25 protein-coding genes and 1 other RNA gene are annotated in these 24,714 nt (G+C 60.3%); 11 read left to right on the forward strand and 15 right to left on the reverse strand.

Annotation, left to right across the window (positions count from 1 at the left end; genetic code table 11):
- Positions 1 to 326: 326 nt before the first annotated feature.
- The 4 genes from ACOH1Z_RS10870 to galK all read left to right on the forward strand — a co-directional run bounded on the left by ACOH1Z_RS10870 (position 327) and on the right by galK (position 4,218).
- Positions 327 to 812 carry a GNAT family N-acetyltransferase gene (locus tag ACOH1Z_RS10870; protein ID WP_449648515.1) on the forward strand — a complete coding sequence of 162 codons (486 nt, stop codon included), beginning with the start codon at positions 327 to 329 and terminating at the stop codon, positions 810 to 812.
- Between the two features lie 120 nt (positions 813 to 932).
- Complete coding sequence (gene galE / locus ACOH1Z_RS10875) at positions 933 to 1,925, forward strand: UDP-glucose 4-epimerase GalE (protein WP_449648516.1); 993 nt, start codon at positions 933 to 935, stop codon at positions 1,923 to 1,925.
- Positions 1,922 to 3,031 carry a galactose-1-phosphate uridylyltransferase gene (gene galT, locus ACOH1Z_RS10880; protein WP_449648517.1) on the forward strand — a complete coding sequence of 370 codons (1,110 nt, stop codon included), beginning with the start codon at positions 1,922 to 1,924 and terminating at the stop codon, positions 3,029 to 3,031. The genes galE and galT overlap by 4 nt, the downstream gene beginning before the upstream one ends.
- Positions 3,028 to 4,218 carry a galactokinase gene (galK, locus tag ACOH1Z_RS10885; protein WP_449648518.1) on the forward strand — a complete coding sequence of 397 codons (1,191 nt, stop codon included), beginning with the start codon at positions 3,028 to 3,030 and terminating at the stop codon, positions 4,216 to 4,218. Before galT ends, galK begins: the two co-directional genes overlap by 4 nt.
- 70 nt (positions 4,219 to 4,288) lie before the next feature.
- On the opposite strand, the gene ssrA is transcribed toward galK, so the two are convergent.
- Positions 4,289 to 4,663, reverse strand: a transfer-messenger RNA (tmRNA) gene (gene ssrA, locus ACOH1Z_RS10890).
- Positions 4,664 to 4,827: 164 nt separating this feature from the next.
- Here ssrA and ACOH1Z_RS10895 point away from each other — a divergent pair.
- Positions 4,828 to 5,100 (forward strand): glutaredoxin domain-containing protein, encoded by a 273-nt coding sequence (locus tag ACOH1Z_RS10895; RefSeq protein ID WP_449648519.1) that lies wholly within the window; start codon positions 4,828 to 4,830, stop codon positions 5,098 to 5,100.
- 24 nt (positions 5,101 to 5,124) lie between these two features.
- On the opposite strand, the gene smpB is transcribed toward ACOH1Z_RS10895, so the two are convergent.
- From smpB to prfB, 4 genes are all read right to left on the reverse strand, one after another.
- The gene (gene smpB, locus ACOH1Z_RS10900; RefSeq protein ID WP_009771737.1) at positions 5,125 to 5,604 is read right to left on the reverse strand and encodes an SsrA-binding protein SmpB; all 480 of its coding nucleotides are present in this window, start codon (positions 5,602 to 5,604) and stop codon (positions 5,125 to 5,127) included.
- 94 nt (positions 5,605 to 5,698) lie between these two features.
- The gene (gene ftsX / locus ACOH1Z_RS10905; RefSeq protein ID WP_449648520.1) at positions 5,699 to 6,616 is read right to left on the reverse strand and encodes a permease-like cell division protein FtsX; all 918 of its coding nucleotides are present in this window, start codon (positions 6,614 to 6,616) and stop codon (positions 5,699 to 5,701) included.
- A complete protein-coding gene (gene ftsE, locus ACOH1Z_RS10910) occupies positions 6,613 to 7,404 on the reverse strand; it encodes a cell division ATP-binding protein FtsE (protein WP_449648521.1) in 792 nt (263 codons plus the stop codon). The genes ftsX and ftsE overlap by 4 nt, the downstream gene beginning before the upstream one ends.
- A gap of 143 nt (positions 7,405 to 7,547) precedes the next feature.
- Positions 7,548 to 8,654 (reverse strand): peptide chain release factor 2, encoded by a 1,107-nt coding sequence (prfB, locus tag ACOH1Z_RS10915; protein WP_449648522.1) that lies wholly within the window; start codon positions 8,652 to 8,654, stop codon positions 7,548 to 7,550.
- Positions 8,655 to 8,762: 108 nt separating this feature from the next.
- Between prfB and ACOH1Z_RS10920 the strand changes: the two genes are divergently transcribed.
- Together ACOH1Z_RS10920 and ACOH1Z_RS10925 are read left to right on the forward strand one after the other, a co-directional pair.
- Positions 8,763 to 10,019: an MFS transporter gene (locus ACOH1Z_RS10920; protein WP_449648523.1), complete on the forward strand. Its 1,257-nt coding sequence runs from the start codon at positions 8,763 to 8,765 to the stop codon at positions 10,017 to 10,019.
- Complete coding sequence (locus ACOH1Z_RS10925) at positions 10,016 to 10,657, forward strand: LysE family translocator (protein WP_449648524.1); 642 nt, start codon at positions 10,016 to 10,018, stop codon at positions 10,655 to 10,657. The genes ACOH1Z_RS10920 and ACOH1Z_RS10925 overlap by 4 nt, the downstream gene beginning before the upstream one ends.
- On the opposite strand, the gene ACOH1Z_RS10930 is transcribed toward ACOH1Z_RS10925, so the two are convergent.
- From ACOH1Z_RS10930 to ACOH1Z_RS10960, 7 genes are all read right to left on the reverse strand, one after another.
- Complete coding sequence (locus ACOH1Z_RS10930; protein WP_449648525.1) at positions 10,647 to 11,300, reverse strand: SDR family oxidoreductase; 654 nt, start codon at positions 11,298 to 11,300, stop codon at positions 10,647 to 10,649. The genes ACOH1Z_RS10925 and ACOH1Z_RS10930 overlap by 11 nt on opposite strands.
- Before the next feature lie 133 nt (positions 11,301 to 11,433).
- A complete protein-coding gene (locus tag ACOH1Z_RS10935; protein WP_449648526.1) occupies positions 11,434 to 11,880 on the reverse strand; it encodes a Tad domain-containing protein in 447 nt (148 codons plus the stop codon).
- Entirely contained in the window at positions 11,877 to 12,371 is a 495-nt protein-coding gene (locus ACOH1Z_RS10940) for a hypothetical protein (protein ID WP_449648527.1), read from the reverse strand. Before ACOH1Z_RS10940 ends, ACOH1Z_RS10935 begins: the two co-directional genes overlap by 4 nt.
- A complete protein-coding gene (locus ACOH1Z_RS10945; protein ID WP_449648783.1) occupies positions 12,346 to 12,726 on the reverse strand; it encodes a TadE family protein in 381 nt (126 codons plus the stop codon). The genes ACOH1Z_RS10940 and ACOH1Z_RS10945 overlap by 26 nt, the downstream gene beginning before the upstream one ends.
- A 71-nt stretch (positions 12,727 to 12,797) precedes the next feature.
- Positions 12,798 to 12,995 carry a hypothetical protein gene (locus tag ACOH1Z_RS10950; RefSeq protein ID WP_449648528.1) on the reverse strand — a complete coding sequence of 66 codons (198 nt, stop codon included), beginning with the start codon at positions 12,993 to 12,995 and terminating at the stop codon, positions 12,798 to 12,800.
- 48 nt (positions 12,996 to 13,043) lie between these two features.
- A complete protein-coding gene (locus ACOH1Z_RS10955; RefSeq protein WP_449648529.1) occupies positions 13,044 to 14,885 on the reverse strand; it encodes a BCCT family transporter in 1,842 nt (613 codons plus the stop codon).
- A 122-nt stretch (positions 14,886 to 15,007) separates the two neighbouring features.
- Positions 15,008 to 16,054 (reverse strand): Gfo/Idh/MocA family protein, encoded by a 1,047-nt coding sequence (locus ACOH1Z_RS10960; RefSeq protein ID WP_449648530.1) that lies wholly within the window; start codon positions 16,052 to 16,054, stop codon positions 15,008 to 15,010.
- Between the two features lie 131 nt (positions 16,055 to 16,185).
- Between ACOH1Z_RS10960 and ACOH1Z_RS10965 the strand changes: the two genes are divergently transcribed.
- On the forward strand, positions 16,186 to 17,946 hold the full coding sequence (locus tag ACOH1Z_RS10965; protein ID WP_449648531.1) for a dynamin family protein: 1,761 nt from the start codon (positions 16,186 to 16,188) through the stop codon (positions 17,944 to 17,946).
- Positions 17,943 to 19,547 carry a GTPase family protein gene (locus ACOH1Z_RS10970; RefSeq protein ID WP_449648532.1) on the forward strand — a complete coding sequence of 535 codons (1,605 nt, stop codon included), beginning with the start codon at positions 17,943 to 17,945 and terminating at the stop codon, positions 19,545 to 19,547. Before ACOH1Z_RS10965 ends, ACOH1Z_RS10970 begins: the two co-directional genes overlap by 4 nt.
- On the opposite strand, the gene ACOH1Z_RS10975 is transcribed toward ACOH1Z_RS10970, so the two are convergent.
- The 3 genes from ACOH1Z_RS10975 to ACOH1Z_RS10985 are packed head-to-tail and all read right to left on the reverse strand — an operon-like array spanning position 19,544 to position 22,574.
- Positions 19,544 to 20,482 (reverse strand): type II secretion system F family protein, encoded by a 939-nt coding sequence (locus tag ACOH1Z_RS10975; RefSeq protein WP_449648533.1) that lies wholly within the window; start codon positions 20,480 to 20,482, stop codon positions 19,544 to 19,546. The two genes, ACOH1Z_RS10970 and ACOH1Z_RS10975, sit on opposite strands and share 4 nt — an antisense overlap.
- Positions 20,479 to 21,345, reverse strand: a complete 867-nt coding sequence (locus tag ACOH1Z_RS10980) for a type II secretion system F family protein (protein ID WP_449648534.1) — start codon at positions 21,343 to 21,345, stop codon at positions 20,479 to 20,481. Before ACOH1Z_RS10980 ends, ACOH1Z_RS10975 begins: the two co-directional genes overlap by 4 nt.
- Positions 21,342 to 22,574: a TadA family conjugal transfer-associated ATPase gene (locus ACOH1Z_RS10985; protein WP_449648535.1), complete on the reverse strand. Its 1,233-nt coding sequence runs from the start codon at positions 22,572 to 22,574 to the stop codon at positions 21,342 to 21,344. Before ACOH1Z_RS10985 ends, ACOH1Z_RS10980 begins: the two co-directional genes overlap by 4 nt.
- A 137-nt stretch (positions 22,575 to 22,711) precedes the next feature.
- Here ACOH1Z_RS10985 and ACOH1Z_RS10990 point away from each other — a divergent pair, with 137 nt between their 5' ends.
- Positions 22,712 to 23,077, forward strand: a complete 366-nt coding sequence (locus ACOH1Z_RS10990) for an ArsR/SmtB family transcription factor (protein WP_449648536.1) — start codon at positions 22,712 to 22,714, stop codon at positions 23,075 to 23,077.
- A complete protein-coding gene (locus tag ACOH1Z_RS10995) occupies positions 23,074 to 24,708 on the forward strand; it encodes a SulP family inorganic anion transporter (protein WP_449648537.1) in 1,635 nt (544 codons plus the stop codon). Before ACOH1Z_RS10990 ends, ACOH1Z_RS10995 begins: the two co-directional genes overlap by 4 nt.
- Positions 24,709 to 24,714 lie beyond the last annotated feature (6 nt).

Genomic DNA, 24,714 nt, shown 5'->3' on the forward strand with positions numbered 1-24,714 from the left:
ATCCTAAGATCTGACACCGAAACCCACAAGAGGTAAAACGATGTTTGACTCGACCCGAACCATAAAAGATTCCGGAGAATGGTGGTCCCCACTTGAGGCCGGAAACCTAGCAGCAGAACTGCCCGGGACTTCCGCACCTTTGGGGTGACAAGAGGAAACATTACGTGCATTCCTGCCCCCTCACCAACACCAACCACATCCCGGGCGTGTCTTTGCAACATCCTCAACAAAACACTGAGACCTAGCTAACGAAGGGACTCCGGAAACAGACAACCACGCCACAGTTTTGGAAGCAGCAATAGGACGTACTGCGAGAAGATAGTTCTATGCCCAGTTTCACCACACGCGCCGCGCGGCTCGATGATGCCGAAGAGCTCGCCTCCGTGCATACGAAATCGTGGAAAGAGACCTACACCGGGCAGTTCCCCGAACAAGCTTGGAGCGACGAAGCGCGACTTCGTCGAGAAGCAATGTGGAACGAACTACTCCTCGACGCGAACGTGACAACAGTGGTCGCTGAGATCGACGCACGAATCGTGGGGTTCGCACACGCGGAACACAACCGGGATGAACCAGCTTTGCCTGCCGAAGAACTCAAGATGATTTATGTTCTGGCGGAAGCGCATGGCTCTGGTGCCGGCCAAGCACTCCTCGACGCTGCACTGGGCGGCGCAGCGGCAAGCGTGTGGGTGCTTGAGCAGAATCTTCGAGCTCGATCGTTCTATGCCCGAAACCGATTCATGCCGGACGGCAAAGTGCGAGAGATGGATTTCAATCCGAACATCCGGGAACTTCGTCTCGTTCGCCGCTGAGGTCGGGCGCGCAGAAGACTGAGGTTGGACGCACGAACCTATTAGTCATACAATTGGATCGCTCGCAGAGTGAAAAGCTGCAATCGTGGCTGGACCACTGCCCAGACACGAGGAATCCCGATGACTTGGTTGGTAACCGGCGGCGCCGGCTATATAGGCGCACACGTCGTTCGCGCATTAGTTAACGCTCAGATGGACGCCATCGTCGTCGATGACCTCTCGAGCGGTTTCGAGGGCTTCATTCCTGACGGAGTGCCCTTCATCCAGGCGAGCATCCTCGACAAGGACGCTCTTGCCGCAGCGATGATCGCCCACAACGTTACTGGCGTCGTCCACGTTGCTGGATTCAAATATGCCGGAGTCTCAGTCGAACGACCACTGCACACCTACGCGCAGAACGTCACCGGCACCCTCTCCCTGCTCGAAGCAATGCAGGAATGCGCCATCGAGCAGATCGTGTTTTCGTCAAGCGCCGCAGTCTTCGGAACGCCAGACGTCGACCAGGTCACCGAAAGCACAGCGAAAGCTCCCCTCTCCCCCTACGGCGAATCTAAACTCATCGGCGAATGGCTACTTCGTGACCAAGCAGTAGCGGCAGGGCTGCGGCACACCTCGTTGCGATACTTCAACGTCGTCGGCTCCGGAGATCCAACGATCTACGACACCAGCCCCCACAACCTCTTTCCACTCGTGTTCGAAGCCCTCGTCGAAGGTCGCGTACCGCGCATCTACGGCAACGACTACCCGACACCGGACGGCACCAACGTGCGCGACTACGTGCACGTTGCCGACATTGCGGCCGCCCACGTCGCCGCCGCTCGTCGGCTCGACTCTCGCCAAGAAATCGAGCCCGCCTACAACCTCGGAAGTGGCGATGGGCTATCTGTGGCTCAAATCATGAGCGCTGTGGCATCCGTCACTGGAATCGAATTCACTCCAGAAATAGCACCGCGCCGCGCTGGTGATCCGCCCCGCATCGTCGCCAACGGCGACCTAGCCACTCGAGACCTCGACTGGAAAATGCGGCATACCGCAGAAGAAATGGTTCGTAGCGCTTGGGAAGCACGCCTTCGTGCCACAACCGCCAACGGCACAAACGGAAGTGCAGAATGAGCCCCACAATCACGAAACGACCAACGACTCTTGCCGATGGCCGAGAGCTCATCTACTTCGACGACGCAGACACCACTCTCGGCGAAGAACGATCCGTCGACAGCCGCACCCTCGATCCTCGACCGGCCACCGCAACCATGAGGCAAGACATCATGACCGGCGAATGGGTGTCGATAGCGGCCGCTCGCCAGAACCGTGTCTTTCTTCCCCCCGCCGATCAAGACCCCCTTGCGCCCCAAACAGCGAATAATCCCTCAGAGGTTCCGGCGCTCTATGACGTCGCCGTTTTCGAAAACCGTTCGCCATCCTTTGGTCCAGCACTTGCCGGCAGTGAAAACAGTCCGACCGGTCTTGACGATCTCGCCGAGCTCGGGCTCGGACGCACTCGGAGTTCCATCGGGCGCTGTGAAGTGGTGTGCTTCAGCCCCGACCACGAAGGATCGTTCGGCACCCAGACGGCCAGTCGGGCACGAACAGTCATCGAAGCCTGGGCCGACCGAACGGAAGCCCTATCGGCACTCGATGGCGTGCAGCAAGTGTTTCCGTTTGAGAACCGCGGAGAAGCAATCGGCGTAACCCTTCTCCACCCCCATGGCCAGATCTACTCTTACCCCTACATCACACCGAAGACGCAACGCACCCTCGACTCGATCGAGCTAATCGGCTCCGACATGTTTCAGCGCATCCTCGACTTCGAACGTGCAGGAGACCGCGTTGTACTTAGCGGAGAACACTGGACAGCTTTCGTGCCATTCGCCGCTCGCTGGCCCATCGAGATCCACATGCTTCCGCATCGCCAAATCCCCGACTTCGCGGCAACCTCAGACGCAGAACGAGACGAACTCGCCACGCTCTACCTGAAACTGCTCACAGGCGTCGATGCAATCTACGACTCCCCCACGCCATACATTGCCGCGTGGCACCAGGCTCCCGTTAATCGCGCGCGCGATACCTACCGGCTCCACCTTCAACTAACGTCGCCTCGTCGCGCGGCAGACAAACTGAAATATCTTGCAGGCTCGGAATCGGCAATGGGCGCGTGGATCGCCGACGTCACACCCGAAGCCGCTGCCGCAAACATCCGAAAGGCAATTGAACGAGCATGAGCGACACAGTGGAACAACTAAGCGAACGCTTCGTCGCCGTCGCCGGGCACGCTCCGAATGGCGTGTGGTCGGCACCGGGGCGCGTCAACCTCATCGGTGAGCACACCGACTACAACGAAGGTTTCGTTCTCCCGTTCGCGATTGACCGCAGAACCCGTGCCGCCGTTGGTCTTCGCACCGACGGAATAATTCGCGTAACCAGCACCTTCGATGACACCTCGGTGGAGTTTCCGTTAGCAGATCTCGACGCGGCACGTATCGCTGGACGTATCACCGGATGGAGCGCGTACCCCCTCGGAGTCGCCTGGGCACTCGGACAACACGGCGCAGACCTCACCGCAGTTGCGGGTGTGGATATCCTCATCGATTCCACCGTTCCCGTCGGGGCCGGACTGTCATCATCCGCCGCCATCGAGAGCTCAGTGGCACTTGCGCTCAACGACCTATGGAATCTCGGATTCTCCCGCGAAAAGCTCGCGGAAGTGGGCCAGCTCGCGGAAAACGACGTCGTCGGCGCTCCCACAGGAATCATGGATCAGTCAGCATCGTTGCTCGGGGCGACCGACTCGGCAGTGTTCCTAGATTGCCGTTCGCTCGAAGTCGAAGTGGTGCCGCTCGGACTTGCACAAGCTGAGCTGAGCATCCTCGTGATGGATACGCGCGTATCCCATTCCCACGCCACTGGAGGCTACGCAGAACGCCGCGCTGCCTGCGAAGCAGGAGCGGCAGCTATGGGAACTAGCTCATTGCGCGACGTCAGCGTCGATGACCTCGAGCGTGCGCGCGAACTCCTCGACGACGTTACTTTCCGCCGCGTGCGCCACGTCGTCACAGAAAACCAACGGGTACTCGACACGGTACGTGCACTCAACGCTGACGGTCCATTGGCGATCGGTGCTCTGCTCGATGCTTCGCATGTTTCGATGCGCGACGACTTCGAAATCTCTATCCCCGAACTTGATCTCGCCGTGGAGACCGCTCAAACGCATGGCGCAATTGGCGCCCGGATGACCGGTGGAGGTTTCGGCGGCGCCGCAATCGCACTCGTGCCCCACGCTCGCGTCTCCGAAGTAGAAGCCGCCGTAAAAGTAACGTTCGCCAATCACGGATACATCGAACCGGTCACCTTCACCGTGACGCCCTCCGAGGGCGCCAAGCGCAACGAAGGTCCATCAACTTCAGCGTGAGGCTCGAGGTACTGTGCCCTGCAGACAGGGCACGGCACCGAAAGAAACTTCACAACGCGACAACGACCGGTGGTGGAGATGGGGGGAATTGAACCCCCGTCCACTGCTGTAATTCTGTGCCTTCTACGGGTGTAGCTTGTGCAGACGTTCTACTCGGCTCTGATCTTTGCCACAAGCACCTAGATCAACAAGCCCAGCCAGAGTGCAAGTCCCACGTAGCCCTCAGGCGTAACTACGCAGCAATCTCTCTAAATTGCGCCAGAGTCCGGGTAGAGAGCATTCCCGGTCTGACGGACTTCTTTAGTGCGCTCGCTTAGGCAGCGAGGGCGAAGTCAGTGCGCTTTGAATTGGCACTTATAGTTTGCAGTCATCGTTAACGAGATAAGGCTGCATTCTCGACCCGCTTCTCACAGTTTTGCAGGCAATGTCGAAACCGATCATCCCCCTGTGTGGGTCGTTGTCGCGCTGTGGAGTTATCAAATTTGCCCAATGAACAGGCAGCCCTCAATTGTAGTTCAGAAGGAGCGCACAAGCTAGCCCACGACTGGCTCACACGCTGGAAGCGAACGTGGGGCAGAGCATCAGCATCTCGCCCGTAAAGTTGGATTCATGAGTGAAACCACAGAGGCATTGCCAACCAAGATCCAAATGTTCGGCGCGGATTGGTGCCGCGACTGCCGCCGCTCAGAAGCACTCCTCAATTCACTGGGTGTCGAGTGGGACAAGATCGACGTCGAAAAGGATCCAACCGCTGCGGACCGTGCTCACGCCATCAGCGGACGCTTGAACATCCCCGTCGTGCACTTTCCCGACGGAACATTCCAGGTAGAGCCCAGCGACAAAGAACTCACAGCAAAGATCGAAGAACTCGCCGCGATCTAACTGACGCGAGCGACAAGCCTGGGGCTATTCGCCCATGTTCTTGCGGGCAGAGATAGCCCGATCTGACTCACGCTTGTCTTGGCGCTCTCGCAGTGTCTGCCGCTTGTCATACTCACGCTTACCCTTGGCAACCGCGAGTTCGACCTTGGCCCGACCATCCAGAAAATAGATCGACAAAGGCACGAGCGTATAGCCGCCCTGCTTGATCTTGTTGTGAATCTTGAGGATCTGCTCCTTGTGGAGGAGCATCTTGCGCTTGCGACGCGGAGGATGGTTATTCCACGAGCCCTGAAAGAACTCAGGAATGTGCACGGCATCCAACCAGGCTTCAGCATGGTCGTCGATGTAGCCGTAGCCATCGATCAGACTTGCACGACCCAAACGCAGAGATTTGACCTCAGTACCCGACAGCACAAGACCAGCCTCAAAGGTGTCTTCGATGCTGTAGTCATGGCGCGCCTTACGGTTGCTGGCAACAACCTTCCGGTCACCTTCCTTGGGCATGATTCACTTCTCTCTCAGATACGTTGGGGTGCACAATGCTACGACGGATGCCGACAGTGCAGCAGACCAGTCTAGCGCGCGAGCTACCCGCAGCCTAGACCTTCAAATATCGACTGATCGCGACGCCAGCGGAAATCGCGGCAAGACCAGCCCCAGCCACAATCAGGATGGGCACGACCAGTAGTGCTTCATCCATTCCCAACAGGCTCGTATTCACCGGCAGCGTTGAGGCCAAGTAACCCCGCACGAAGAACTGAACGATCGCAACGATCGCTCCCCCGGCCAATACCGAACCGATGAGGGAGGCGAAGACTCCTTCGAGGATGAACGGAGTCTGGATGAAGCGGTTCGAAGCCCCAACGAGCCGCATGATGCCGAGCTCTCTTCGCCGCGAGAACGCACTAAGCCGAATGGTCGTGGCAATCAACAGGACCGCAGCGACAAGCATGAGCCCAGCCACTCCAATCGCCGTGAAACTGGCGGCGTTCAAGATGGAAAAAATTGGTTCAAGATAGGCGCGCTGATCTTGCACACTCTCGACGCCGGCCAGACCAGAAAGACTCTCGATCAACACATCAGCTTGCTCGGGATCAACAAGATTGACCCGGAAACTTTCGTTAAGCGTCTCGGGCGTGATGATCCCGGCGAACGTGGTGTCAGCAAACTGTTCCGTGAAGTTTTCGTAGGCCTGCTCATGAGTCTCGAATTGAACCTCATTGATATAGGGCGCCAACGTCGCGGAATCCAGCTGCTGCTGCACAGCATCAATTTGGTCTTCGGTTGCCTCAGCAAGCGTGCAATTGCCGGTCGTATCAATATCGGTACACATGTAGACCGCAACCTGGGCGCGGTCATACCAGTAGCCCTTCATCTGCCCGATCTGCATCTGCAGCAGAATCGACGCCCCCACGAAAGTGAGGGAGATGAACGTCACCAAAACAACAGAGACCACCATCGAAAGGTTACGACGGAGCCCACTACCAACCTCGCCAAGAATCAGACCGAGCCTCATGCGTCGAGCCCCCCACCGTGCGACCGCGGTGAAACCACAGTCTGGGCCGAACCCGTGGGGTCGCTAGCAGCAGGATGCGGAATTCGCTCCTGAACAGGAACCGTCTGCGTTTGGTAGCCACCCTGGCGCTCATCGCGCACAATCTGACCACCAATTAGTTCGATTACGCGGCGCTTCATCTGATCAACAATGCCCGCATCGTGGGTTGCCATAAGAACAGTCGTGCCGCCCAAGTTGATTCGCTCAAGCAGCGTCATGATGCCAGCCGCGGTAGCGGGGTCGAGGTTACCTGTTGGCTCATCCGCGAGCATGATGGCTGGCTTATTGACCACCGCGCGAGCGATAGCAACGCGCTGCTGCTCACCGCCAGAAAGTTCATGAGGAAACCGTCCTGACTTGCCGGCGAGACCGACCATCTTGAGAGCATCCGGAACTGCCTCTTGAATGAAGCCACGACTCTTGCCGATCACCTGCAACGTGAACGCCACATTGTCAAAGACAGTCTTGTTTGGCAGCAGCCGGAAGTCCTGAAAAACAACGCCGAGATTGCGGCGAAAATATGGGACCTTGCGGCTCGACAAAGTATTCAAGTGCTGACCCAGCACGTGAATAGACCCCTTAGTTGGGTTCTCCTCCTTGAGGATCAACCGCAAAAAACTTGACTTACCTGATCCAGAAGCGCCAACCAAGAAGACGAACTCGCCCTTGAGAATCTCAAGATCGACCGAGTTCAGCGCCGGCCTGGTGGTGCCCGGATAGGACTTCGAAACAGCATCAAAACGAATCATTTGAAGTCAGCCTAAAGACGTGCAGCACGGAACCGGTCAACGACGCACCGGGTGACGAGACTCACAGGTGGCCCAGTTCAGGTCACACCGTGGCTGAAATGAACTCGCGGGAAGCCACGGTTGGTGAGGTCACTGGTCTGGGGTTACTTGATGACGCGCTTGCGCCACTTGATGCCAGCAGAGATAAAGCCATCCAAATCACCATCGAACACATTCGAGGGATTGTTGACCTCGAACTCGGTGCGAAGATCCTTCACCATTTGATACGGGGCCAACACGTAGCTGCGCATCTGGTCACCCCAGCTCGCGGTGATTACGCCAGCGATTTCCTTCTTCGTTGCCGCCTCTTGCTCACGCTGCAATAAAAGCAACCGTGACTGCAGCACACGCATTGCCGCAGCACGGTTCTGAATCTGGCTCTTCTCATTCTGGCAGCTCACAACAATGCCGGTCGGCAAGTGAGTGATACGCACCGCAGAGTCCGTCGTGTTGACCGACTGACCACCAGGACCGGAAGAACGGAAGACATCAACACGGATGTCGTTCTCCGGAACTTCAACAACATCCGTCGTCTCAATAAGAGGAACAACCTCGACCGCAGCAAAACTCGTCTGGCGCTTGCCCGCAGAGTTGAACGGGCTCATGCGTACCAGACGGTGGGTACCAGCCTCGACACTGAGCGTTCCGAAAGCGAAGGGAGCGTCAACCTCGAACGTCGCCGACTTGATGCCGGCTTCTTCGGCGTAGCTCGTGTCAAGAACACGCGTCGGATACGAGTGCTGCTCGGCGTAGCGCAAGTACATGCGCAACAGCATTTCGGCGAAGTCAGCGGCGTCGACGCCTCCCGCTCCAGCGCGAATGGTGATGACGGCGGGGCGCTGATCGAACTCGCCATTGAGGAGAGTTTGGACCTCGAGGTCGCCGAGAGTCTTCTTGATTCCGGTGAGTTCAGTGCGGGCATCCGCTGCCGCCTGAGCATCACTTTCTTCATTGGCAAGTTGAACCATGATCTCAATGTCATCGAGTCGACTCGAAATGGAATTGATCTTGGCAAGTTCGGCCTGACGGTGGCTGAGGTCACTTGTGACCTTTTGCGCCTTGTCGGTGTCGTCCCAGAGATCGGGGGCACCCGCCAGTTCACTCAGTTCGGCAATTTCTGCCGCAAGTCGGTCGGTGTCGACTACCTGGCGAATGTCCGCAAAAGTGGAGCGTAGTGCCGCGATGTCGTCAGAAAAGTCCAGTTCATCCATGTCACCAACCAGACTACCCGCGATGCCCAAGGGACACCCGATCGGTCGTCCGATCTGGTTGCTGAGGCTGCCAGTGATGCGTGCCCTCACGACATACGATGGACGACGATGAGCACAACAGAACAATCCTTTAGCTGGCGCTCGATAGGGCTGCCCGTTCTTTTACCGACGCTGCTGTTTTCTATTGGTGAAGGCGCGATTATTCCGCTGATTCCGATCGCCGCTGACAGTCTGGGGGCGTCGCTGGCAATTGCGGGCCTCGTTGCGGCGGTTCTGACTCTCGGCGAGTTGTTCGGCAATATTCCGAGTGGATGGCTCATCTCTCGCATCGGCGAACGCCCGGCCATGATCGGCGCTAGTGCACTCTCGATCATCGGAGTTGTTGTCGCAATTCTCGCGCCCAACCCGGTAGCGCTCGGATTCGGGGTGCTTCTCATTGGCCTCGCGGCGGCCGTATTCGCGTTGGCCCGGCACGCTTTTCTTACCAGCTTTGTTCCCGTGTCCTATCGCGCTCGGGCGCTGTCGACTCTGGGCGGCACGTTCCGTCTTGGCGTCTTCATAGGACCGTTCATCTCTGCAGGAATTATCCACCTCACCGGAACGGTGATCGCCGCTTTCTGGATCCACGTCGTTGCTGCCATCGCAGCCGCACTTGTACTCATTCTCTTGCCAGACCCCGCGACCACGTTTGGTGCCGTGCATACCTCACGGGTTAATGATCGAACCCTCCGCGACGGAGAAGCTCTCGTGGAGCAAGAAGCCCACGGACTCTTCGCCACGATCCGACGCAACCGCGCTGTGCTTTCGCGCCTCGGTCTTGGTGCAGCGGTGATCGGTGCAATGCGCGCCAGTCGCCAGGTCATCCTCCCCTTGTGGGCCGTCAGCATAGGCATCGCCGACGCCAACACCGCCATCATTATCGGAATTGCCGGCGCCGTTGACTTCGCTCTCTTCTATACCGGCGGTCAGATCATGGATCGCTTCGGTCGCCTCTGGACAGCAGTGCCATCACTCATTGGCCTCGGAATCGGGCACCTCGTGCTCTCTGTCACTCACGACGTGAGCGCTAACACAGCGTGGTTCATCTTTGCCGCCATGTTCTTGTCTCTTGCCAACGGGCTCGGCAGTGGGATTCTCATGACGCTCGGGGCTGACCTCGCTCCCCCTAAGAACCCGGCACCCTTCCTTGGCGCATGGCGATTCACCGGCGGCGTGGGCCAAGCGGCCTCGCCGCTAATGATCGCGGGAATCACCGCCATCGCATCAATATCATTCGCCGCCGGCGCGGTAGGAATCTTGGGACTGATCGGGGCCGGAATAATGCTGCGCTACGTTCCGCGCTACATCCAGAAGCCGCAGAAGTGATCCCCACCGCAAACCTGATCGCATTCGTCCTGGTGGCCATGCCCATCATCCTGATTCCAGGCCCGAGCGTGCTTTTTCTGATCGGTCGATCTCTATCGTTGGGAAAACTCGGCGGCATCATCAGTTCGCTCGGAAACGCCACTGGCGGAGTTGTGCTTGTGATCGGTGTCGCCTTTGGCGTCGGCACGATCATCGCGCAATCAGTGATCGCCTTTACCGTGGTGAAATATTTGGGCGCTGCGTACCTGATCTACCTCGGAGTGCAGGCGATTCGCCACCGAAATGCTCATGCTGCGACGGATGCCGCTTCCCCGAAGAAGAGCTCGCAGTGGAAGGTTTTCAGCCAAGGTTTCGTTGTCGGAATCACGAATCCCAAAGCGACCGTGTTCTTTGTTGCCGTGCTCCCCCAATTTGTGAGCTTCAGCTCCGGGAGCGTGCAGCTTCAACTGCTCGTGCTCGGCATGCTCTTCATGGGAATCGCCGTGATTACTGACACGACGTGGGCGGTAGCGGCGGGGTTCGCGCGCGACTGGTTTGCGCGTTCACCCCACCGCATAACCACGCTGTCAGCAATCGGCGGTGTTGCTCTTATCGTGCTAGGCGTCGGTTCGTTGTTTATCCCGCACGCTAAGCAATAGCGGCAATAGCCTCGGAGATCGGAGTTGACCCATCCATGAACTCGATGGTCTGCCCGATGGTGTTGTCGCTGTCTATCACCGTGGCAATGACTCGAGCCACATTATCGCGCGCTGCATGCTCGGCCGTCGCGGCAGCGCCAACGTCGATTTTTCCTGATGCGGGTTCGCTGGAGAGCGATCCTGGATCAACAATTGTGTACTGCAGCGGTCCCTTGCGGAGGTGGTCGTCGGCAGCAGCCTTCGATTCGGCGTAGGCGAAGAAGTCATTATCTTCCGGCACACCATGATCGAGGCTCGCGCCCTTGTACGAGAGCATGACGTAGCGGTGAACGCCAGCGTGAGCCGCAGCATCCATCGTTCGAATAGCGGCGTCGCGGTCGACGGCGTAGGTGCGTTCGGGGCTTCCACCACCCGCACCGGCAGCGAAGACTACGGCGTCGTGTCCGGTGAAGATTTCAGATAGCTCTGCGGCACTGAGCGCCTCGATATCTGCGACAACGGGCATCGCACCGGTAGCGCTAATCTCCGCTTCTTGATCGGCGTTGCGAATCAGGGAGTGCACATGGTGACCTTCGCCACTAAGTATTTCTGCGAGGCTCATGGCAATCTTGCCGTGGCCGCCGACGATAACGATTCGTTTCATGGCTATCTCCTTCGTGGGGGTTGCACACTTTCGTCAAGTGCACCCTCTACGCTACGAAGCGAAGCTCCCTGTTTGCTGCACGAACGTTTGCTAAATACTGCTGGAGCGCTTGCTGGGCATGCCCCATTACTGGCTAGGAAAACACCGATCGCGCGGTTGCAGTGACGTCAATTCGGATGCCCTCCGGCACAAGTAGCGAGACGAACGGTGGCTTCCAGTATGCGGAAAGGGAAACTGTCGCACTCGCCGCGTCGTTCGTCGTCGCTTCTTCGATCCGAAGCTCAGAAAATCCGTCGCCGCGATTCGCCGTGACATAACTGGCAACCGCCGAGGCGACTTTCGCGTTGGTGAGTTGTGGCCGATAGCCCGTTGGGGTGAGTTCGACATCATCGAGGTCATAGGACTCGGCACCGACGAGCGCTGCTCCATCGGCGAGAGTAAAGAGTCGTTTTCGTTCGAGGTAGAGCGAAGTGGCGGCGACGACCATAAAGACGAGGACGAGCGAGAGGAAGGAGTAAAAGATCGTGAGGAGGAGCGCCGACCCTCGCTCACCGTCGAATCCCTCTTCTCTCGGTGTCATCGAGAACCTCTAAATTGTGAAACTTGTTGAGTAGCCGTGGCATCAAGGGGAATCTGCGCGGGAAAGTTTCCTGTGAGCACCGGCGGCGCGAGCGGCAAAGCTATGTCAACGGCAATGGTGACCGTGACGTAGCCACGACGAGTGAGACAGTTCGCCGGGTCGGGTGAGCAGACGATCTCTACCGAGGCATCCGAGGGATCGATCCCGTAATTGTTGAGAGCAAATTCGATAGCGCGCTCCGCAGAACTTTCGGCCTCAGCGAGAGTGTCTGCCTGAACGAACACACGCACTGCTTGGCGAGCAGCGCCCTCGGCGGCCAAAGCGCCACCTTGGATCGCAGACATCGTCAGGACCAAATAAACGAGAGGGATGAGCATGATCATTCCCACGGTGATGAACTCAAGGGTTGACGAACCTGCGTCGTCGCCCAGGCTCCCCCATTTGCGTTGAGCGAGCCGGATGACGCTAGCGAACCTGTTCGATGGGGGCAAAGCCAGACACCTCCAAACCGTCGTCAATGCCGATCAAACCGAATAGCGGCAGTGGTGTGCGCACGGTGACAATCACCGAGGGCTGGCCGAGGTGGTTGGTGGCGTTTGCTGTGACGTCGGCGGCATAGCCGGGCGAGAGCGCAGTCGAAATGAGGTCTTGAGAGCGTGCAACACCATCGGCGAGTGAAGTATCGGCGAGTGAAGCGAAGCGCGCACCCTCCGCCGCGGCATCCAACACCGTGTTTCGGATGTGCAGGGCAAGCCCCAACTGGATAACGCTCAGAGTGAGCACCGTCAACAATGCTGATACGAGAACAAACTCGACAATCGCCGAGCCAGTCTCGTCAGCTCGCAGCCGCGCAACGGCCGCGTGGCCCCAAGTGTTTGAGCGCGGTGCGGAGCAAGAGCCGCTAGCAGCGGGGCACACTAGAAGCCTGTTACGCGATCAATCGCCTGTTCGAACACCGAGCTGAGTGCTGGCCCCGCAAGACCCCAAATTATGATCACAAGACCTGCGGTCATCAACGTAATCAGCACCCAGCCCGGCACGTCGCCTCGCTCTGAGTTGAGCGTTCGGGTGCCTCGGGTAAGCCCGCTCGTCAGAATGATTTGAGATGATTTCACTCTGCCATCATTGAGGGAAACACAATTGCTTGCGCGATTTTTCCACAGCTAGTCAGAGCGGGGATCGACCTCGGGCCCGTCCTGTAGACGCTGCACTTCATCTTCAACGATTGCGTCGGCCTGAGCGATGTTGTCTGGCAGGATCAGCCCCTTGTCGGCAAGAATTGCATCCTCTGTTCCCTGCGAGATTCCTCCGCCTGTCTGAACAGCCTTCTTGCGAAGACGATCAAGAGCCGCGCGCAGCGGGTTAGAGGGCTCACGCAGAAGCGGCGCCTCAACTTCGAGGCCGTAGAAATCACCAATGTGGTCGACAAATTGTGCGCGCTGAGCTCGTTCATAGGCCCGTCGCTCCCGGCTAAAGGCGATTACTGTCGCCGCGCACATCATCAACATGACGATACTGAAGGGCAACGCGGAGAGAATTGCTGCGGTCTGCAGGGTTTGAAGGCCACCAGTGATCAGCAAAGCGATCGCCAAGAACGACGCAAGCAGTGCGAAGAAAATCCGTATGCGCTTCGGCGGTTCTGCCGAGCCACCAGTGGCGATCATCGACATCACAAGCGCGCCCGAATCAGCCGAGGTGATGAAGAAGATTCCGATCAGGAGAATCGCACCGAACGTGAGAGCGGTGCCCGCTGGCAATCCGGCGAGCAGGTCGAAGAGAGCCGAGTCGGCATCCACTGACCCGTCAGCGGCAATGAGTCCGCCCTGACCGTAGAGCTCGCGATAGATCGCGTTGCCGCCGAGCACACTGAACCAGAGGAATGTGAGCACGGTGGGAACCAGCATCACACCGCCAACAAATTCGCGCACAGTGCGGCCCTTGGAAACACGGGCGATGAAGACACCAACGAACGGGGCCCACGACATCCACCAACCCCAGTAGAACGTTGTCCAGCCCGCTTGCCACTGTTCGCCAGCATCGCCGGCGTAGGCGCTGACGTTGAAAGCGAGGCCGATGAAGCCTTGGAGGTAGTTACCCATGGACTGCACAAATTCACGGAAAAGGAACGCGGTCGGGCCGACGATCAACAGGAACACAAGCAGCACGGCCGCCAGAAGCAGGTTGGTGGTCGATAACCACTTCATGCCCTTTCCGATACCGGAGACCAGGGAGAGGATCGTGAACGCGACGATAACGATGATGACCATGATCTGGGTGGTCAGGTTCGACTCGGCTACGCCGGTCTTTTCAAGACCTGCCGAGATCTGGAGCACACCTAAGCCGAGCGAGGTAGCAACACCAAAGACTGTTCCGACCAATGCAATGACATCGATGAGGTTGCCCCAACCGCCGCGAACTCGCTTGCCGAGCAGTGGCTCCAGTGTCCAGCGGATCGAGATCGGGCGGCCACGACGGTGAATCGCGTAGGCGAGTGCCAGCCCGACAACCACGTAAATCGCCCACGCGTGCACACCCCAGTGCAGGAAGGTTTGGCTCATCGCTTTTTGCGCGAGCTCAATCTCTGTTCCGGTGACGCCGGGTCGCGGGTTCGCGAAATGACTGAGCGGTTCGGCAACACCGTAGAAGACGAGACCGATGCCCATACCGGCAGCGAAGAGGAAGGAGATCCAGGAGATCATCGAGAACTCAGGCTCGTCGTCATCCTTACCCAGCTTGATGTCGCCAAATCGGCTGAAGCCGAGCCATAGCGCGAAGGCTACAAAGAATGCCGCGATAAGTACGTAGTACCAGCTGAACGAATTGATGACGCTCGACTGTAAAGTGTCGAACACTGTCTTAGAGATCTTGGGCGCGAGCATCGAGAACGCCGTGATGACGATGATGATGCCTGCGGCCGGCCAGAAGACCCACGGTGCAAGAAACTTCGTTGCTTTAGGCCTCTCCGGTGCACCTGGTTCGGTGGGGAGGGTCGATTCTGCGGTCATGGCAACTCCGATCGCGTGGTTTTGACGCTAATCAGCGTACAGACTCATTCCGCTGCACACTCACCATTTCCCCGTATTGGCTGTGCTCGCAACGCGACTTCCTCGTGGTTGATCCGGTGGCGCTACTGCTCCGAATCGAAGCGATATCCCAATTGCCAGCGAGCGCTGTCGATGGTGTCGAGGATGGCGACCGTCTCGTCGAGTGAATGCACGGGTGATTCGGTGAGCCCCTGCGCTACATAACCGGCGAGTGCTGTTGCTTGATAGCTGAGTCCGCGGTGGCCGACAACGCCTGTCTCGTCGTTCCAGTGAATTGATTCCCCACTGAAGCCGGGCTGAGAAAGAGTGAGGCTACTCGGGGTGAAGAAGGCTCCGCCGACCTGAAGTAGTGCAGCGGTGCCCGCAACAAATGCCGTGATGGGAGTGCGTGCGAGCAACGTTGTGCTGAGTTGGGCTTGAGCCGCGCCCTCGTAGCTGAGAGTAAGGAGGGATTGGGCATCCACCCCGGTCTCAATGAGCGAGCCGACGTTGTGGATGGCGGTTGGGGTACCCAGAATTTGCGAAGCGAAGGCGATCGGGTAGATGCCGAGGTCGAGCAGGGCTCCTCCCCCACTCTCGAGCGAGCGAACCCGATGCCCCTCCGGGATGAACTGGCCGTGATCGGCAGTGACGAGGTGGATTTCGCCGAAGGTGCCGTCGGCCATGAGCTGGGTGATGATCGAGGTTTGGGGAAGGTAGCGAGTCCACATCGCTTCCATCGCGAAAACTCCGGCGGCGCGGGCGGCGGCAACAATCTCGCGGGCTTCGGCCCCGGTCATTGCGAAGGGTTTCTCGACCAGAATGTGTTTGCCCGCGGCGATGGACTGAAGCGCGAGATCGCGGTGCACGTGCTGCTGGGCGGCAATGTAAACAACGTCAACGTCGGGATTGGCGAGAAGTTCGGCGTAGTCGCCGTAGGCGTTCGCGATGCCCCAGGTGTTGGCAAAGTCTTGGGCACGGTCGAGGCTGCGGGATGCCACGGCGACAAGTTTTTGCTCGGTGTGGGCTTGCACGGCGGCGGCGAACGTCGCGGCGATTCCACCGGGCGCCAGGATGCCCCAGCGCAGTGCTGGCACGGAGTCTGCAGGAGGAATGATTGGGGCTGGGAACGTGGTGGGGAACAATTTCATCCTTGTCGTTGTCGCGCCACCTGCTTACCGCAGGCCTCGACCAGTCTAGAACCCGAGCGTCACTCCAGAACATGGCGCGGTTGCTGTCAAAAAAGTTAGCGAACTGGCTCCGCACCCGGCATGCTTAAGCGGTGACCGACAATAGTGTGCCCGCGATCGTGTCACTCGAGCGCCTGCGAGCCTCGCTCGCTGATGCTGGCTTGACGGTGACTCTTGACGATGTTGCGGTGCAGCGAGAAGCTGCGGCGGCGGCTGTACGTCAAATCGATGATTACATTCGCCCACGGCTTGCCGATCTTGATGCTCCTCTTCTTGCGGTGGTCGGTGGGTCGACGGGCGCGGGTAAGTCAACGATCGTGAACGCCCTACTCGGTGTCGCGACGACGCGTGCCGGCGTAATCCGTCCCACCACTCGTCAACCCATTCTTGTTCATGCTCCCGTTGATGCCGGGTGGTTTGCGAGCGACCGAATTTTGCCGGGGCTCGCGCGCGTGCGCGGGCGAATTAGTGCCCCAGGCACGCCAGCGTCGAGTGCGGGAGATGCGCCCGAAAAGTCGCGCATCGGCGAGCTCATGCTGCTTGAGCATGAAAGTGTTCCCCGTTCACTCGCGATTATTGATGCACCGGACATCGACTCGGTCGCAGACGAAAATCGCGCCCTCGCCTCGCAATTGTTGGCTGCTGCCGATTTGTGGCTGTTTGTCACGACCGCCAATCGCTACGCCGATGCGGTGCCGTGGCGACTACTCGAAAGCGCCGCAGCACGATCGATCACCGTGGGCATCGTGCTCAACCGCGTGCCGCCGGGAGCTGTTGCTGAGGTGTTGCCCGATCTGCGCGAAATGCTCGCTGAGCGTGGTCTTTCCGATGCTCCCGTGTTCTCTATTGACGAGCAGCCGCTCGACGAACTCGGAATGCTTCCCGCTGGTGCCGTCGCCGGTGCGCGCGCTTGGCTCGAGGGAATCGCCAGCGACCGCGAAGCCCGCACGCGCATCGCTGCCCGCACCCTGAGCGGCGCGATCACTGACCTCGACCGTCACGTGAGGCTCATTGCGGATGCCCGGCAGCAGCAACTCGACTGGCTCGACTCCGTGCATGCTGCCGCCGCTGCGCACTATGAGACCGCAATCAAGGCCGTGGACGAAGCCACTCAGAACGGCGCACTGATGCGCGGTGAGGTGCTGGCACGCTGGCAAGACTTCGTAGGAACCTCCGACTTCTTTCGCAAAGTTGATTCGTGGTTCTCGCGCACCCGCGACAAAGCGACCGCCTGGATTACGGGCAAGCCGAGCCCTGTTGTCGAGGTCGAGACCCAGATCGAGACGGGATTGCAGGCTGTCATCGCTGACCAGGCCGGGCGGGCGGCTGCAGCTGTGTGGGCCGATCTTGAGCGCAGCGCTCCTGGTCGCTCGATCGCGGAGCAGCATCCGACGCTGTCAGCTGAGAGCCCGGAACTGCGTCAGGCCACGACGTCGATGATTCGGGAGTGGCAGGGCGCGCTGATGCAGCTCATTCATGACAATGCGGGCAACAAGCGCATCCGGGCACGCGTGCTTTCGCTCGGCCTGAATGTCGTAACGGTTGCGCTCATGATTGTCGTGTTTGCGTCAACCGGTGGCCTGACGGGTGGCGAGATTGCGATCGCCGGCGGTTCTGCTGTGCTCGGTCAAAAACTGTTGGAGACCGTCTTCGGCGAGGATGCCGTGCGTCACCTTGCGAGCCAGGCCCGCCTCGATCTGCAGGAGCGTGTGCGCGCCCTCTTCGATACCGAGATCGCGCGAGTGGATGCGGCGATGGAACCTCTCCGTTTCGGTGCGGACCCCGCAACCTTGCGACGCGAATCGCAGGTGCTCATCGACGACGTGGCGCGCGCGGCGAGGAACGACTCGTGAGCGCGGCCAAGCCGAGCCTCGATGAGCGCATTGCCGCTCTGCGCACCGTGACCGAGGCGGGGGTTGGGCGCATCCCCTCCGAGCTTATGGATGACGCTCGCGCGCTTGTGCAGCAAGCGGAGGCACGTCGCTCGCGCTCATCCGAACACACGGTGGTTGGCGTTTTTGGTGCGACCGGTTCTGGCAAATCAAGTCTCGTGAATGCGCTCGTGGGCGCTGAGGTGGCGGTCGCTCATGTGCGCCGCCCGACTACCTCGCAACCCCTTGCCGTGCTGTGGGATGCCGCGGGTTCTGCCGACCTGCTCGACTGGCTAGAGATTCGCGAGCGTGTCGAACGCCCGATGCCGATTGACCCGCGCGCCAGCAAGCTCGTGCTCGTTGACCTGCCAGACGTGGACTCGGTTGAGGCCAGCAATCGCGCGGTCGCCGAACGACTTGCTGGTCAAGTGGATGCTCTGATCTGGGTTGTTGACCCGCAAAAGTATGCCGACGACGTGTTGCACGCGCAGTTCATTGCGCCTCATGCCCGTCATGCTGCGGTGACTCTGGTCGTGCTCAATCAGGTGGATCTGTTGAGCGCGGATGATCGTGTCGCTGTCGTGAAGTCGCTGCAAGCGATTGTCGAACGGGACGGCCTCCCCCGTGCCCGGGTGTTGCCGGTGAGCGCCCGCACGGGTGAAGGTATTGATGCTTTGCGCGCCGCGATCGGTGACCTTGCCGCGTCGAAGGCGGTGCGGGATGCGCGGCTGAGCGCTGACGTGCAAACTCTTGCCGCCCGCATTGACGACCCCGGCACGCCGCAGAAGGTGAGCGCGAAGAGCACGGCCCGCCTGCGCGACGAGGTCGGCACCGCTGCGGGTGTCGACATCGTGGCATCCGCTGTTGCACGCTCGTACCGCAAGCGTTCCGGGCAGGCGACGGGCTGGCCGCTCGTGTCATGGATTGGTCGCTTGCGGGCTGACCCCCTCACCCGGCTGGGTCTTGGTCCGAAGCGTCGCGGCGATGACCCGGATGTTCACCGCACGAGTATGCCGCTGTTGAGTGCCGGTGCCCAAGCTCGGATGTCGATGGCGGTGCGCACGTTCACTGACGAAACCGTGGCGAGCGTTTCGCCCCCGTGGCGGGCTGCCGCCCGCACCACGGCGGAGCAGGCTCTCGACGCCCTGCCCTCCACTCTCGATCTTGCGATCGCTCGCACGCCGTTGCCCGCGAAGGGTTCCTGGTGGTGGGTGCTGGTCGGCATCGTGCAGTGGATCGCCGTTGTTATCGGATTGGGCGGAGCCCTGTGGCTCGTCGGTGCGGCGTTGTTGCCCACCTTCGGCTTGCCGGCGTTCCCGCTCCCTGCCGTTGAGGAAGGTCCGTTGGCAGGTTGGGCGATACCGACGCTGCTCTTAATTGCAGCGGTACTGATCGGCATCGTGCTTGGCTTGCTTTCGGCGGCGCTCAGCGCCCTGACTGCAGGTGGCCGCCGCCGTCGTGCCCGCCGTCGCCTTCTCGCTTCTGTTGACGAGGTTGTGCAGCGGGATGTTGTGGCTCCCGTGGTCGCGGCTCTTGAGCAGGCGCGTGCGGTGTCGGCCGCGCTGCAGATCGCGTGGCGCTAGAACCCGACCTGCAACACGAAGATGCCAGGGAAAATCGCGAACGCGATGGTGATCGGCAGGATGAGGAACACGAGGGGGAAGAGCATCGCGACCTCCTTCTTGCCGGCGAGCTCGAGCAGTTCGCGCTTGGACTCTTCGCGAGCATCCTGCGCCTGAGCTTGCAGCACTTCTGATAGCGGGGAGCCACGATCGAGCGCGCCCAGAATCTGGTCGACACAGCGCGCAAAGGGTGGGAGTTCGAGCTCGCGCGAAAGCGCACCCAACGTTTCGCCGAACGGGAGTCCCGTGTTCACGGACGCCACAACGCGGGCGAGTTCGCGCGAAAGCTCGCCGCCGCTGACCTGCGAAACGCGGCGCACGGCATCCAGAATTCCCTCACCAGCAGAGAGGCTCAATGCGAGGAACTCAAGCACTACTGGCAACTCGGCGGCGAGACGACGGATGCGGTTCTTCGCAGATCGCTGAAGAAGATAATCGCGCACCGTGATTCCGACAACGCCACCAACCACCACCAGCACCGCCTGCGCGACAAGGGGAACCTGCTGCGCGTTCGCGACTGTCACGTCGAAGACGACCCCCAACAGTGCACCGCCGAGCACCGCAAGTAGTTGCTGTGAGCGATAAGTTTCGACGCTCATCTCAGAACCGGCCTGACGCAGACGTCGCGCAATAAGATCGCCACCGCCAGCAACTGACGCCAAACTGCTGCGCAACCAGCGAACCGCAGGAACGAACAGCACCCCCAAGACAGGAAGTGGACCGATCGAGCGCGGTGCGACATGCTCGCGGGCGCCCGCCGAAACGTCGATCACATACGGGGCAACACGGTTTGCGAGTGTCGGCCGACTGAGACGCGGGATGAGACTGAGAATCGACCACAGGCCGAGCCCGCCGGCGATGCCAACAACGATGGCCCAGGCGAGAGAGTCGCTCATGCGAACCACCTCGGCTGCTCGGGAAGTCGGCCGATGCCCGCCATGATTCGGTAGGCAATAACGGACAGCGCAAGCCCAGCGACTATGAGCGCGATTCCTCCCGTTGAGTTGTAGGCGAGAGCAGCCTCAGGGCGGGTGGTGAGCAGAAACAGAACAACCCATGGCGCCGCCAGACCAAGGCGGGCCGCGTTCATTACCCACGACTGGCGCGCCTCGATCTCGGATCGGATCGCCGCCTCCTGGCGCAAATACACGCTCAAGCTTCGCAAGACGTTGGTGAGTTCACTCCCGCCGACCTCGCGTGACATCCGCAAGGTTTCGAGGATGCGGTCGGCAACAGGATCGGCGAGCGCTACCTTCAATTCGTCGACAGCGATGGAGAAATTGCCGGTCGTTCGATAGCGCCGAGAGAAGGACACGAATGCGCTGCGGGTCGCTGCTGGACCAGTCTGCGCCAGTGTCATGAGGCTGTCGGGGAGGGCAAGCCCCGATCGCACAGCCGAAACCAGCTGATCAACTACGTCTGGCCATACAACCCGGGTTGCTCGACGTCGAACCCGCGCACGCCAACTGATTGCGAGCGTTGGCGCTACGAGCGCGGTTGCCGCGGCACAGACCACGACAGCAAGAACTGTAGTGAGCACAAGCGTGAGCGCGCCAACCGCCAGCGCGAGCACAAGAGAAACGATCACGACCACGGCGGGGCTTGTTGTGGGGAGCCCCGCCTGTACGAGTCGTTCTCGCATCCGGCGAGACCACGCTGAACGTTCACGCGCTTGGCGTTCGCGGCGTGCCGGCCACATAAAGGTCGCAGCGATCAGCACTGTGCCCACCGAGAGCGTGATGCCAAGCAGGAGACTCACGCGACTGCCGTCAACAACAGCGAAACGGGGTCGGTTCCGGCAGCATGGAATTTGGCTAACCGCGCCGGAATTGCACCGGTGTGGACGAGCGTGCCCTGTACCGTGCGAAAGAGAGCCATGCTTTCGACCGCCCCTTCGCTAACTTCACCACTGAGCGACGCGATCTCAACAACCCGCCTAGTGCCCTGTGATGTCAGCTCGCAGTGCACGACGACATCCACAGAGCTGGCAACGGTGGGTACGACAAAGCTGGAGTCGATGTTGCGGCCGGCGAGCAGGGGCAGGGTGCACAGCTTGACGAGCGCTTCGCGAGCACTGTTGGCGTGGATGCTCGACATCCCCGGCAGCCCACTATTGAGAGCGATGAGGAGGTCGAGAGACTCGGCATCGCGCACTTCGCCGACGACGATCCGGTCGGGGCGCATCCGCAACGCTTCTTTGATGAGGCGCCGCAGACTGATCTCACCGGTTCCTTCGAGGCTGGGCTGACGGCACTGCATACCGACGCTGTCGCGACTAGGAACGCTCAGCTCGAACGTCTCCTCAACCGTCACGACTCGTTCGTTGGGCCGCCCGGCAGCAAGCAGCGCATTGAGCATTGTGGTCTTACCGCTCTGCGTAGCACCAGACACCACAATGTTTTGGCCAGACAACACGCACAGTCGCAAATAGTCGGCGGCATGCTGGGTGAGGCTGCCGAGTTCGACCAAACGATCAAGGTCGCGGATGTGTTTGCTGAACTTGCGTACGTTCACCGCCCAGTGTTTGCGAGTGACATCGGGAATGACCACGTGCAGTCGCGAACCATCAGGCAGCGAGGCATCAACAAACGGAGAACTAAGGTCAACACGGCGACCGGAGGTTTGCAGCATCCGCTCGACGAGGTCTCGAACTTGAGAGTCAGTGAGGCGGATGCCCGTGAACTCGGGAACCCCGTTGCGGGCAACAAAGATCTGCTCGGGTCCGTTAATCCAGAGCTCCTCAACGGTGTCATCGTCAAAGAACGGCTGGAGCGGACCGTACCCGGTCAGCGCAGCTACCACCTCGCGGGCAGCCTGCGCCTCGTCCCCGAGCAACGGCACTGAACCACCAAGAGCACGCTCGCTGTAACGCCGCACCTCATCGCGAACGTAACGCGAGGCAAGTTCGCTGTCGCGCGAGAGGTCAACCCCGTCACGACGTACACGTTGGCGAACCTGATCGGCGATGGTCGCCAGAGCGTTAGACATGCTCATATTGTGTCGAGCGGGCGCGAGAACGCCTTCCCGTTGTCCACAGGAACCATTGCGGGGAGGCAGATCGGCAGCGCTCCTATTGTTGATATGATGATTCCATCAAGTCATCAAGCAAAGACGAGGAACGCAGCATGGATCTTCTCGATGAGCGCAGGCCGCTCTACGAAATCAAAGCGAATCTCTTCAAGGGGCTCGCGCATCCGTACCGTATTCGTGTGCTCGAAATCTTGTCGAGCACCGACGAAGCGTCGGTCACCATGATGCTCGTCGATACGGGGCTCGAAGCATCCCACCTCTCCCAACATCTTTCGGTGCTGCGCCGCTACGGCCTCGTCGTCTCCGAACGCCGCGCCAGCGTCGTTTACTACCGTCTCGCGCTCCCCCAGATCGCCGAACTACTGCGCGTAGCCCGCGTGCTCCTCAGCGAGATCCTCACCGATGCCGGCAGCCAACGCGGGCTCGTCGAAAGCCTTCCCGCGATTCCGGATGCCCGATGAAGCGCTCGTGGCGCACACTGCTCCCCAGCCTGAGCGACTACCGCGAACTGCGCACGAGCTGGCGCGGCGACCTGCTCGCCGGAGTCACCGTCGGCATCGTCGCGCTCCCCCTCGCGCTTGCCTTCGGGGTGAGCTCCGGAGTCGGCGCCGAAGCCGGACTCATCACGGCCATCGTCGCCGGCCTCGTCGCTGCCGTCTTCGGCGGCTCCAACATCCAAGTTTCCGGCCCCACCGGCGCAATGGTCGTCGTGCTCGCGCCGATCGTCGTCAGCCAAGGCGTGGAAGCGGTCGCGATCGTCACCCTGCTCGCGGGCATCATCGTCGCGATCGCCGGCGTGCTGCGGCTTGGACGCACCGTCAGCTACATCCCCTGGCCCGTCATCGAAGGCTTCACCGTTGGCATCGGCATCATCATCTTTCTGCAACAACTACCATCCGCGCTCGGCACCGAAGGCACAGACCACCCCACCAACGTCATCCTCGCCGCTGGGGCCTTCATCGCCGCCGCCGAATGGCCCGCCGCCCTCATACCCCTCGCCGTCGTCGCCACCGTGATCGCGATCATGCTGCTGCTCTCACGAATCAGCGGACGCCTGCCCGCATCATTCATCGCCATCGCGGTCGTCACGATCGCCGCTCAAGCCCTCAACCTTCCGCTGGCGACCATCGGCGAACTTCCCGCCTCGCTGCCCGCACCCTCCGTACCCTCGTTCAACTTCGACCTCACCACCCTCATCGGGCCCGCGTTTGCCGTCGCCGCCCTCGCCGCCATCGAATCGCTACTCTCCGCCCGCGTCGCCTCGAGCATGTCCGACACTGGGCCATACAACGCCGACCGCGAACTCGTTGGCCAAGGTCTGGCATCCGTTGCCTCCAGCTTCTTTGGTGGGATGCCGGCCACCGGCGCCATTGCCCGCACCGCCGTGAATGTGCGCTCAGGCGGTCGCACTCGACTCTCTGCAGTTGTGCATGCCCTCGCGCTGCTCGTGGTCGTGTACCTCGCCGCTCAGGTCGTGGCGGTCATCCCTCTAGCCGCGCTCTCGGGTGTCCTCATGGCCACCGCCGCCCGCATGGTCTCGCCCACCCTCATAAAAACGATGCTGCGAACCGGCAAATCTGAAGCCGCCGTCTTCGTTATCACCGGTGTGATCACCGTGAGCTTCGACCTCATCATTGCCGTCGGAATCGGCATTGCCGCCGCCGCCTTCTTCGCCCTCCGAGCGATGAGCAAAGCCAGTGGCGTTCACCGCGAAGAACTGCCCGGCTCCCCGGAACCCGGCGACGAACGCATCGCCCTCTTCCGCATCGACGGCTCGCTCTTCTTCGGAGCAGCAGAACGCCTCATCGATCGCATCAACGAACACGAAGGACTCGAAGTCGTCATCGTGCGCCTCTCACAACTGCACCTCATCGATGCCACCGGAGCGCACACCCTCACGGAGCTCATCACCGCCCTCGAAAAGCGCGGCGTGACCGTGATCATCAAAGGCATCCGTCCAGAACATCTCGATGTGCTCAGGCGGCTCGGCGTCATCCGCTCCCTACGCCACCCGAATCACCTGTTCGAAGAGCTCACGCCCGCGATCGAACACGGCCGCTCACACATTCGGCGCGCCATGCTCTCCCCGTAGGCTCGC

The sequence above is a fragment of the Rhodoglobus sp. genome (assembly GCF_053580035.1).